At 70.7% G+C, this 9986-nt stretch carries 12 protein-coding genes and 1 pseudogene; 11 read left to right on the top strand and 2 right to left on the bottom strand.

Annotation, left to right across the window (positions count from 1 at the left end; genetic code table 11):
* From HY68_RS43725 to HY68_RS13385, 8 genes and pseudogenes are all read left to right on the top strand, one after another.
* A pseudogene (locus tag HY68_RS43725) lies at positions 1-247 on the top strand (hypothetical protein); the annotation flags it as partial.
* Positions 244-669 carry a roadblock/LC7 domain-containing protein gene (locus HY68_RS13415; protein WP_041988466.1) on the top strand — a complete coding sequence of 142 codons (426 nt, stop codon included), beginning with the start codon at positions 244-246 and terminating at the stop codon, positions 667-669. The pseudogene HY68_RS43725 and the gene HY68_RS13415, both read left to right, overlap by 4 nt.
* The gene (locus HY68_RS13410; protein WP_041988464.1) at positions 666-1022 is read left to right on the top strand and encodes a DUF742 domain-containing protein; all 357 of its coding nucleotides are present in this window, start codon (positions 666-668) and stop codon (positions 1020-1022) included. Before HY68_RS13415 ends, HY68_RS13410 begins: the two co-directional genes overlap by 4 nt.
* Positions 1003-1659, top strand: coding sequence for an ATP/GTP-binding protein (locus tag HY68_RS13405; protein ID WP_041988463.1), 657 nt, complete (start codon positions 1003-1005; stop codon positions 1657-1659). The genes HY68_RS13410 and HY68_RS13405 overlap by 20 nt, the downstream gene beginning before the upstream one ends.
* A 26-nt stretch (positions 1660-1685) precedes the next feature.
* Positions 1686-2972: a cytochrome P450 gene (locus HY68_RS13400; protein WP_107070180.1), complete on the top strand. Its 1287-nt coding sequence runs from the start codon at positions 1686-1688 to the stop codon at positions 2970-2972.
* Complete coding sequence (locus HY68_RS13395; RefSeq protein ID WP_078863588.1) at positions 2969-4285, top strand: cytochrome P450; 1317 nt, start codon at positions 2969-2971, stop codon at positions 4283-4285. Before HY68_RS13400 ends, HY68_RS13395 begins: the two co-directional genes overlap by 4 nt.
* A gap of 247 nt (positions 4286-4532) precedes the next feature.
* Positions 4533-5651 (top strand): phosphoserine transaminase, encoded by a 1119-nt coding sequence (gene serC, locus HY68_RS13390; protein ID WP_041988462.1) that lies wholly within the window; start codon positions 4533-4535, stop codon positions 5649-5651.
* A gap of 53 nt (positions 5652-5704) precedes the next feature.
* The gene (locus tag HY68_RS13385) at positions 5705-6115 is read left to right on the top strand and encodes a nitroreductase/quinone reductase family protein (RefSeq protein WP_041988461.1); all 411 of its coding nucleotides are present in this window, start codon (positions 5705-5707) and stop codon (positions 6113-6115) included.
* Positions 6116-6193: 78 nt separating this feature from the next.
* On the opposite strand, the gene HY68_RS13380 is transcribed toward HY68_RS13385, so the two are convergent.
* The gene (locus HY68_RS13380; RefSeq protein WP_041988459.1) at positions 6194-7252 is read right to left on the bottom strand and encodes a hypothetical protein; all 1059 of its coding nucleotides are present in this window, start codon (positions 7250-7252) and stop codon (positions 6194-6196) included.
* A gap of 46 nt (positions 7253-7298) precedes the next feature.
* On the opposite strand from HY68_RS13380, the gene HY68_RS13375 reads away from it, so the two are divergent.
* Positions 7299-8000 carry a GDSL-type esterase/lipase family protein gene (locus tag HY68_RS13375; protein ID WP_041988458.1) on the top strand — a complete coding sequence of 234 codons (702 nt, stop codon included), beginning with the start codon at positions 7299-7301 and terminating at the stop codon, positions 7998-8000.
* Here HY68_RS13375 and HY68_RS13370 read toward each other — a convergent pair.
* Positions 7973-8461 (bottom strand): carboxymuconolactone decarboxylase family protein, encoded by a 489-nt coding sequence (locus tag HY68_RS13370; RefSeq protein ID WP_198533409.1) that lies wholly within the window; start codon positions 8459-8461, stop codon positions 7973-7975. The genes HY68_RS13375 and HY68_RS13370 overlap by 28 nt on opposite strands.
* A 127-nt stretch (positions 8462-8588) precedes the next feature.
* On the opposite strand from HY68_RS13370, the gene HY68_RS13365 reads away from it, so the two are divergent.
* Positions 8589-9086 (top strand): MarR family winged helix-turn-helix transcriptional regulator, encoded by a 498-nt coding sequence (locus HY68_RS13365; RefSeq protein WP_041988456.1) that lies wholly within the window; start codon positions 8589-8591, stop codon positions 9084-9086.
* Between the two features lie 87 nt (positions 9087-9173).
* Positions 9174-9449 carry a hypothetical protein gene (locus HY68_RS43720; protein WP_041995959.1) on the top strand — a complete coding sequence of 92 codons (276 nt, stop codon included), beginning with the start codon at positions 9174-9176 and terminating at the stop codon, positions 9447-9449.
* Positions 9450-9986 lie beyond the last annotated feature (537 nt).

The following is a 9986-nucleotide window of genomic DNA, read 5'->3' as shown; positions in this document are numbered from 1 at the left end:
GCGTACCGGCGCCGCCGAAGCCGCGGCGGCCCGCGCCGCCGAGGCCGCGCCGTCGGCGGACTCCTCCACCACGCAGGCGACCCGGTTCGGCCGCTTCCGCGACGCCGTACGGCCCGCCCAGGCGAAGACCACATCCGCACAGACCTCGCCCGCACCGGCCGCACCGGCCGACGAGGCCGATCAGGTCACCCAGGCCCACCAGGCCGACCAGCCCTCTTCCACGACCACGGAAGGCACCACTCGATGACCGGCACCCCCACCGACGAGAAGCTCAACTGGCTCCTGGAGAACCTGCTCCAGCGCACCCCGGGCGCGCGCCACGCGCTCGTCCTGTCCCGCGACGGACTGAAGCTGTGCCGCACGCCCGAGCTCTCCGTCGACCAGGCCGACCAGCTCGCCGCCATCGCCGCCGGCATCCAGAGCCTCTCGCACGGCGCATCCGTCGAGTTCGGCAACGGCGGGGGCGGCGTACGGTCCGCCATGGCCGAGTTCTACGGCGGCGTCCTGCTGATCGTCGAGGCGGGCAGCGGCGCCCATCTGGCCGTCGTCGCCGCCGAGGACTCCGACGTCGGCCTCGTCGGCCACAACATGAGCGAGCTGGTCGAGCAGCTGGGTGACCATCTCAGCACTCCCCCGCGCACGTCCGAAGAAGGCGGCGTGCCGGTATGAGCCGGCCCGGCCGGGACGACTCGCCCGACCGGCTGTACACCCTCACAGGAGGGCGCAGCCGGCCCCACTCGGACACGTTCGACCTGGTGACGCTCGTGGTCGCGGAGTCGGAGCGGACTCCGGGCATGCAGTCCGAGCACGCCGCGATCCTGCGCATGTGCGGCCGCCCGACGGCCGTGGTGGAGATCGCGGCCGAGCTGAAGCTGCCCGTCAGCATCGTCCGGATCATGCTCTGCGACCTGCAGGACACCGGCCGGATCAGCGCCCGGCACCCGCGCACCGACCGCGCGGCCGACCGACTTCCCGATCCCGACATCCTGGAGCAGGTGCTCGTTGGACTCCGCAACCTCTGAACGGACCACCGGCCGGCCGGCGCTGGCCAGCACGGCCGACAACGGTCTGAAGATCGTCATCGTCGGAGGTTTCGGCGTCGGCAAGACGACCATGGTCCGTTCCGTCAGTGAAATCCGTCCGCTCAACACCGAAGAGACGATGACCCGCGCCGGTGAGGGCATCGACGAACTCGGCGGCCTCGAAGGGCTGCGGGCGAAGACGGCGACCACCGTCGCCTTCGACTTCGGCCGTATCTCGCTCGACGAGCGCTCCGTGCTCTACCTGTTCGGCGCGCCGGGGCAGGAGCGCTTCTGGTTCCTGTGGGACCGGCTGTTCTCCGGGACGCTCGGCGCCGTCGTACTCGTCGACACCCGGCGCCTCGCCGACTCCTGGTACGCCATCGACCGCCTGGAGCACCACGGGACGCCGTTCATCGTGGCGTGCAACGACTTCGGCGGTCCCGTCCACAGCGAGCAGCAGATCCGGGAGGCGCTGGACCTGTCGCCCGGGGTGCCGCTCGTGGAGTGCGACGCACGCGACCGGTCGTCCAGCAAGTACGTCCTGATCACGCTGGTCGAGTACCTCCACTCCCTGTCCTCGTCCGCCGTCGCCGCCGCGGCCGGCGCTGCGGACCTGCCCCCGGAGGGCGCAGCGTGACGACCCCGACCGAACCGACGACACCGGTGGGCCCGCCGCCCGGCTGCCCCGCGCACGCGGGCGCCGCGGGATCCGGCGCGCCCGCCGCCGTACCGCTGAGCGGTGCGCGGTTCCAGACCGACCCGCACGAGCTGTACCGGGACATGCGGCGTGACCACGGCTCGGTCGCCCCTGTCGTGCTCGACGGGGACATCCCCGCCTGGCTGGTGCTCGGCTACCGCGAACTGCACCAGCTCACCAGCGACCCGGTCCTCTTCAGCCGCGACTCCGAGCTGTGGAACCAGTGGGAGAACATCCCCGCCGACTGGCCGCTGCTGCCGATGATCGGCCACCGGCAGCCGTCGATCCTCTACACCGTCGGCGAACGGCACCGCGAGCGCGCGGCGATGATCAGCAACGCGCTTGAGGCGCAGGACCCGTTCACGCTCAAGGAGTACGCGGAGCAGTACGCGGACGAGCTGATCGACGAGTTCTGCACGCGCGGATCGACCGACATCATCGGCCAGTACGCGATGCTCCTGCCGGTGCGGATCCTGGCGAAGATGTACGGCTTCCCCGACGCCCAGGGCCCCGGCCTGGTCACCGCGCTCAACGACATGATCGACGGCCGCGAACGCGCCATCGCCGGCCAGCAGCACCTCGGCGAGTCGATGGCGGGGCTGCTCATCGAGAAGCACGCGGTGCCGGGCGCCGACGTCGCCTCGCGGATGATGCGCGACCCGGCCGACTTCACGGACGAGGAGATCGTCCAGGACCTGATGGTGATGATGGCGGCCGGGCACCAGCCGACCGCCGACTGGATCGGCAACTCGCTGCGGCTGATGCTCACCGACGACCGGTTCGCCGCTTCCCTGTCCGGCGGCCGGCACAGCGTCGCCGAGGCCATGAACGAGGTCCTGTGGGAGGACACCCCCTCGCAGAACATCGCGGGCCGCTGGGCCGCCCGCGACACCCGGCTGGGCAACCGCGACATCAAGGCCGGTGACCTGCTGATCCTCAGCTTCGCCGCGGCCAACTACGACCCGCAGGTCCGTACGGACGGCTCCACGCTCACCGGCGGCAACAACGCCTTCTTCTCGTTCGGCCACGGCGAGCACCGCTGTCCGTTCCCGGCGCAGGAGGTGGCCGAGGTCATCGCCCGTACGGCCATCGAGGTGCTCCTCGACCGGCTGCCGGACATCGACCTCGCCGTGCCGGCCGAATCGCTCACCCGGCGGCCGTCCCCCTGGCTGCGGGGGCTGACGGAACTGCCGGTCACCTTCACCCCGACCCCCGCTCTTGGAAGCGCGACAGCCCACGGAGGCCTGAGATGACCTGTCCCCACGAGCACGGCGCTGCGGCTGCGGGAGCCGGTGGTGAAGCCCAGGCCGGTGCTGCGGGCGGCTGCCCCGTCGTCCTGGACCCGTTCGTCGCGGACCTCGACGGGGAGAGCGCCGCGCTGCGCGCCGCAGGCCCGCTCGCCCGGGTCGTGCTGCCGGGCGGGGTGGCCTGCTGGTCGGTCACGCACCACGCGGAGGCTCGCCAACTTCTCGGTGACGCGCGGCTGGTGAAGGACATCAACGTGTGGGGCGCGTGGCAGCGCGGCGACATACCCCTGGACTGGCCGCTGATCGGGCTCGCCAACCCGCCCCGTTCGATGCTGACGGTGGACGGCGCCGAGCACCGCCGTATGCGCACCCTCGTCGCGCAGGCGCTGACCGTACGCCGGGTCGCCGAACTGCGCGAGGGCATCGAGAAACTGACGGCTGATCTGCTGGACCGGCTGGCCGCCGCGTACGAGGCGGCGGGGGCGGACGCGTCCGTCGACCTCAAGGCGGAGTTCGCCTACCCGCTGCCGATGAGCGTGGTCGGCGACTTGATGGGGGTCGACCGGGCCGACCATCCGCAACTCAAGGACTACTTCGACAAGTTCTTCTCCACGCAGACACCGCCCGCCGAGGTTCCGCAGCTGATGGCGGACATCTCCGCGCTGTTCCTGCGGACCGTCGAGGCCAAGCAGGCGAACCCGGGCGACGACCTGACGAGCGCGCTGATCGCGGCGTCGGCGGAGGGTGACCACTTCACCACCGACGAGATCGTCAACACGCTCCAGTTGATGATCGCGGCCGGTCACGAGACGACGATCAGCCTGATCACCAACGCCGTCGTGGCCCTGCAGACCCACCCGGAGCAGCGCGCCCTCGTCATGGCGGGCAAGGTCAGCTGGGAGGACGTGATCGAGGAGACACTGCGCTGGTCGAGCCCGACGTCGCACGTGCTGTTCCGGTTCGCGACGGAGGATGTCGAGGTCGGCGACTCCGTCCTGCCGAAGGGCGAGGCGCTGATCGTGTCGTACGGTGCGATCGGCCGCGACGAGCGGCAGTTCGGCCCGACGGCCGGGGAGTTCGACGCGACCCGCACCCCGAACCGGCACATCGCGTTCGGCCACGGCGCCCATGTCTGCCCCGGCGCCGCGCTGTCCCGGCTTGAGGCGGCGGTGGCACTGCCCGCGCTGTTCACCCGCTTCCCCGAGCTGGACCTGGCGGTCCCGGCGACGGAGCTGCGCAACAAGCCGGTGGTGACGCAGAACGACCTGTACGAGCTGCCGGTGCGGCTGGGCGGCGACACGGTGGCCGCCGCCTCGTAAACGCGTGACGCCGGTCAGCGCCGGTCAGGGCCGTTCAGCGCCGTGGCGGGCACGGCGGCGGGCAACTGATAGTGGACTATTCCGGACATTAGGCAACGCTCGCCTTCGGCCGTCAACAGCACACAGCGACACGCCCCGCGCCCCACACGCCCCACGCACCCCACCCGCACCTGCGGAATTGGCCGGATGCGTCTCATCCGACGGACACAGTTGTCCGGCGTCGCACGCGAGGGACTACGCTCCGGCCGTGGCCGATATCCAGATTCCTGCTGACATCAAGCCCGCCGACGGCCGTTTCGGCGCTGGCCCCTCCAAGGTAAGGACGGAGGCGGTGGACGCACTGGCCGCCACCGGCACGTCACTGCTCGGCACGTCCCATCGCCAGGCCCCGGTCAAGAACCTGGTCGGCGCGGTACGTGACGGCGTACGCGACCTCTTCCAGCTCCCCGAGGGCTACGAGGTGATCCTGGGCAACGGCGGCTCGACCGCGTTCTGGGACGTTGCGACGCACGGACTGATCGACAACAAGTCCCAGCACCTGTCGTTCGGCGAGTTCTCCTCCAAGTTCGCGAAGGCGTCCAAGCTCGCCCCGTGGCTGGCCGAGCCGACCATCATCACCGCCGACCCCGGCTCGCACCCGGACTCGAAGGCGGAGGCGGGTGTCGACGTCTACGCGCTCACCCACAACGAGACCTCCACCGGTGTCGCGGCGCCCGTCAAGCGCGTCGCCGGCGCCGACGCCGGATCGCTGGTCCTGGTCGACGCGACGTCCGGCGCGGGCGGGCTGCCCGTGGACATCTCCGAGACGGATGTCTACTACTTCGCGCCGCAGAAGTCCTTCGCCTCCGACGGCGGCCTGTGGATCGGTGTCTTCTCCCCGGCCGCCCTGGAGCGCGCCGCGCGCGTGCACGCCTCCGGCCGGCACGTACCGGAGTTCTTCTCGCTGCCGACGGCGATCGACAACTCGCTGAAGAACCAGACGTACAACACCCCGGCGCTCGCCACCCTGTTCCTGCTCAACGAGCAGCTGAACTGGCTGAACTCGCAGGGCGGCCTCGACTGGTCCGTACGCCGTACGGCCACGTCGTCGCGCACGCTGTACGGCTGGGCCGAGGCGTCCAAGTACGCCACCCCGTTCGTCGTCGACCCGGCCAAGCGCTCGCAGGTCATCGGCACGATCGACTTCGACGACGAGATCGACGCGTCGGCGGTCGCCAAGGCGCTGCGCGCCAACGGCGTCGTGGACACCGAGCCGTACCGCAAGCTGGGCCGCAACCAGCTGCGCGTGGCGATGTTCCCGGCGATCGACCCGGCGGACGTCGAGGCGCTGACGGCGTGCGTCGACTACGTGATCGAGCACCTCTGACCGCAGTGGCGCGGCGTGGGCCCTGGCTCAACTGTGCGACCTAGCATGGCGCAATGAGCGATTTCAACGAGCCGATCATTGCCGAGTTCAGGGCCAACGCCGGTCATGTGGGCGGTCACTTCGAGGGCAAGAACATGCTCCTGCTGCACACGGCCGGCAGGCGTACCGGGCTGCCGAGGGTGAACCCGCTGGTCTACACGACGGACGCGGGCAGCTTCCTGGTCGGCGGCTCGAACGGCGGCGCGGAGAAGGACCCGCAGTGGGTGGCGAACGTCGAGGCGATGGCCGAGACGACCATCGAGGTCGGCGACCGCACGCTGAGGGCGAAGCCGACCGTCCTGCGGGAGGGGCCCGAGCGGGAGCGGCTGTACGCGGTGATGGTGGCGTACTGGCCGGACTTCCGGCAGTACGAGACGCGTACGGAGCGGACGTTCCCGGTGATCAAGCTGGACATGATCGAGTGAGCGGGCCCACTGCCCGCTCCTCTGGACTGCTCCGTCCGGCTACTCCTTCCGGCTACTCCTTCCGGCTGCTCCGTCCGGCTACTCCTTCCGACGCAGCCGCCTGAAGCCGAAGAACAGCGCGGCCACGCCGGCGAGGACGACGGCACCGAGCGTCGTCCTGCTGTCGGAGGAGTCGTCGGCGCCGGTGCTGCCGGCGCCGGTGCCTGACGGTGAACCACCGCCCGCAGGTGAGGACTTGCCGCCCGTCCCGGGCTCCTCCCGCTCCGGCTTCTCCTTCTTGGCGACGTCCACCCGCCGCACCCCGCTGTCCTCGCCCTCCGAGCCGAACATCAGGGCGCTGCCGTCAGCGGTGAACGTCACCGACTCCGCCTGCGCCTGGAACGGCGCGCTCACCGAGTGCTCCTCCCCCAGCCTCCCGTTCTTCCAGTCGTAGCTGCGGGCGCTGAAGTACGAGCGCAGCACGAGCTGTTGGCCGTCCGGGGAGAACGCGCCGTCCGTCACCCACGGCACGTCGCCGATCCGCCGGAAGACGTTCGTGCGCGACGTGGTGAGCCGCGTGGGACCGGCGTAGAGCCCACCGCCGTCCTCGTTCTTCGACGCGATGTACACCCGGCCGGACTTGGGGTCGACCATCATCGACTCGGCGTTGCGGGGGCCGTCGGCGTACTTGACGGTGAACTGCGTCGCGCGCACCGTCTCGTTCCTGAGCTGCTTGGGCTCGGGGAAGCGGTAGATCCAGACGTGGTCCCACTTGCCGCCGAGGTTGTCGCCGATGTCACCCACGTAGATGTCGCCATCGGGGCCGATGGAGATGGCCTCGACGTCGCGGGGCGAGCCGATCCCCTTCATGGTGACCGTGGCGACGGTCTCGCCGGTCCGGGAGTCGACGGCGTAGACGTACGGCCCGTCGTTGCTGTCGTTGTGCGTCCAGTAGATACCGCGGTGGATACGGCTCGCCGCCAGCCCGCTGGATTCGGTGATCCGCGGGTCCTTGATCGTGAAGCTCTGGTCCGGCGAACCGTCGTCGGCCGAGGCCGTGGGGGCCGGCGCGAGCGTCACAGCGGCCCCCGCAGCCAGTAAGACGGCGGCGCAGAACCCGGAAAGACGCAGGCCAAGATGGCGCGGAAGCGGACGCATACCCCCCAGCCTGCCATCCCGCGCCGCCTGCGGGGATGATGATCCGATGCGTTTCATGTTCGTCGGTGACTCCATGACCATCGGACGCGCCGGCGACTTCACCTGGCGCTACCGGATGTGGCAGCACCTGGAGGCGTCGCTCGGCGCCCCGTATCGGGTGGTCGGCCCGTCGACCGGCCTGTACGACGCGGCGGCCGACGGGCCCGTCTCGTACGACTACGCCGCCCCGGACTTCCCCGTGGCGGCCCGTGGCCATCTCGCCGCGTGGGGCGAGGGCTGGTGCCACCTGGCGCCCCGGATACGCGCGGCGGTGGCGGCGCAGCGGGCGGACGTGCTGCTGGTCTCGCTGGGCCTGATCGACCTCGGCTTCTACACGGACAGCGACAGCGCGGCGCTGAACGCGCGGACGTTCGTCGCGGAGGCGCGTGCGGCCAATCCGCGGATCAGGATGGTCCTGCTGCCGGTGATACCGAACGTCAGGGCCGTGACGGACCCGGCCTTCGCCGCCGAGGTCGAGCGCTTCAACGAGCTGCTGGCGAAGGCGGTCGCCAACCTGGACGAGCCGACGTCGCCGCTGCTCCTGGCGTCGCACCCGCCCACGTACGACCTGGCCGATGACACGTACGACGGCACGCACCCGGCGCCGTCCGGCGAACACAAACTGGCGGCGGCCTTCGCGGACGCGATGCACGAGGCGTGGGGCCTGGGCGGCCACTACCGCTACGAGCCGGCCGCGGCCGTGAGCTGAGGGTCGGCGGGGGCGCGGGTCAGCCGGTTGGCGAAGGTGGACAGCGTGTAGGTACCGACGCCGAGGACGACTTCGAGGGCGTTCTGCCGCGTGAAGCCGTGGTCGAGGAAGGCGGCGAGGGTGGCGTCGTCGACACCGCCGGCGGTGTCGAGGACGGCGAGGGTGAACTGCCGGACGGCATCGAGACGTTGGTCGGTCACGTCCGCCCCCGTACGGAGCGCGGATATCAACGCGTCGTCGGCGCCGAGGGCACGGAGCCGGGCGGTGTGCATGAGGACGCAGACGTGACAGTCGTTGCGCGCGGCGACGGTCATCACGACGACCTCGCGCGCGAGGGGGTCGAGGGTGGTGGCGTCGAAGAGCGCGGTCAGCTTCTGGAACCCGTCGAGCAGCTGCGGCGAGGTGGCGAGGCGGGCGACGGCGGAGGGGAGGTAGCCGAGGTGGCGGGTGGTGGCTTCCATGGCGCGGCGGGAGGCGGGGGGAGCGGTTTCGGGGGTGTGGTCGACGAACACGGTGGCGCTCCTAGAATGGACAACATGGTTGACGGAAAAACAGTAAACGGGGTTGTCGATTTTGTCGAGGCCGAGGATGTCTGAACGCGACGCCGGGTCGGCCGAGGGCCGCCGTGACACTCCCGGCTACGAACTCCCCCTGCTCCTGTTCGCGGGGTTCCGCTCCCTGATCGACCGCACGCACGCCGAACTGGCCCGTCAGGGCCACCCGGACATGCGCCCGGCCCACGGCTTCGCCATGCAGGCCATCGGCCTGGACGGCGCGACGGCGGTAACGGTCGGCCGCCGCCTGGGCGTCTCCAAACAGGCGGCGGGCAAGACGATCGACCGCCTGGAGTCCCTGGGCTACGCGGAACGCACCACAGACCCCACGGACGCCCGCCGCAAACTGGTCCACCTGACCCCCCACGGCCTGGACGCCCTGTCCCGCTCGGCCGCGATCTTCGACGAGCTGAGAGCGGACTGGTCCACAAGACTGGGCCCAAGCCGTCTACGAGAACTGGAAGCAGACCTGCGAACGCTGACCCCTGAGTCCACCTTCCCCCTGGACGCGGCGGGCTGGCTGGAGGCGTAAGCCCGACGTCCAAGCTTGTTCTCACGGTCCGAACGCCTCAGGCGTGCGTGACGCGGACCCGCTCGGATGCTGCGTAGTGTTGTGGCCATGGCCAAGGGGATGCGGCAGTGGCCCAAGGGGGATCTGGACAGCGGTGTTGAGGACGCGACGCTGCTCATCCTGGAATGGCTGGGCGAGCAGGGTGTAGGTGCCATGATCCGGGTCGACGCGGAACGCCTGCGTGACGGTCAGCCGGCATGGACCTTCGCAGCCTCTGGTGGACCCCTGGACGGCGGGATGAAGGCTGATGGAGCCTCGGCGGCCGAGTGCATGGGCCGGGCATTGCTCAGACTGCGGGAAGCCGGGCTGGTCGTTCCCTTCTGAAGCCGCGTCCAGCGTCTGAGCTGGTCGCGTTCGGCAACGCTTTGGGGCGCCGGGTGGTCGGGCCGACGTCGTAGCGGGTACGGACACCGGGAACGGGGCGGGCCCGGAAGCCAGCCGACCGGAGTGCTACACGGGGGCGCCGGGCTCGTGGTGACGGGTGCTTGGCCGACTGGCGAGTGCCGCGCACCAGTTGCGTGGGGGACTCGGGTCGGCTCGGCGTCCGCCCCCGCCGGGGAGCGGTTGGGACTCATGCCCCGCTGGTCACCCGGGTTGGTGTGTGCGGGTCAGGGCGCATGAGCCGGGAGCTGTGCGAGCGCCGAGATTAGCTGCCCGCAGGGCCGCCCCTGATCTTTGAGTGTCGCGGCTCCGGTCCGGGCGTCAAGGGCGCTCCTGCGTCGCGTCGGCTTCGCGATGGGCTGCGCTCCACCCTTGACCCCCGGCCCTCCACCGCAAGTGCACTTTTTTGGGGGGCGGCCGGGGTACCACGGGCAGGCTGGGTTCGTGGTGGCGGGTGCTTGGCCGACTGGCGGGTGCCGC

This window comes from Streptomyces sp. AcH 505, from assembly GCF_000818175.1.
Lineage (GTDB): Bacteria > Actinomycetota > Actinomycetes > Streptomycetales > Streptomycetaceae > Streptomyces.
This window is presented reverse-complemented; position numbering and strand designations above follow the sequence as displayed.

Coding starts and splice junctions, on each gene's coding strand:
- HY68_RS13365 (WP_041988456.1), top strand. CDS start 8,589: ATGTCTGAACGCGACGCCGGGTCGGCCGAGGGCCGCCGTGACACTCCC.
- HY68_RS13380 (WP_041988459.1), bottom strand. CDS start 7,252: ATGCGTCCGCTTCCGCGCCATCTTGGCCTGCGTCTTTCCGGGTTCTGC.
- HY68_RS13385 (WP_041988461.1), top strand. CDS start 5,705: ATGAGCGATTTCAACGAGCCGATCATTGCCGAGTTCAGGGCCAACGCC.
- HY68_RS13395 (WP_078863588.1), top strand. CDS start 2,969: ATGACCTGTCCCCACGAGCACGGCGCTGCGGCTGCGGGAGCCGGTGGT.
- HY68_RS13375 (WP_041988458.1), top strand. CDS start 7,299: ATGCGTTTCATGTTCGTCGGTGACTCCATGACCATCGGACGCGCCGGC.
- HY68_RS13415 (WP_041988466.1), top strand. CDS start 244: ATGACCGGCACCCCCACCGACGAGAAGCTCAACTGGCTCCTGGAGAAC.
- HY68_RS43720 (WP_041995959.1), top strand. CDS start 9,174: ATGGCCAAGGGGATGCGGCAGTGGCCCAAGGGGGATCTGGACAGCGGT.
- HY68_RS13410 (WP_041988464.1), top strand. CDS start 666: ATGAGCCGGCCCGGCCGGGACGACTCGCCCGACCGGCTGTACACCCTC.
- HY68_RS13370 (WP_198533409.1), bottom strand. CDS start 8,461: ATGGAAGCCACCACCCGCCACCTCGGCTACCTCCCCTCCGCCGTCGCC.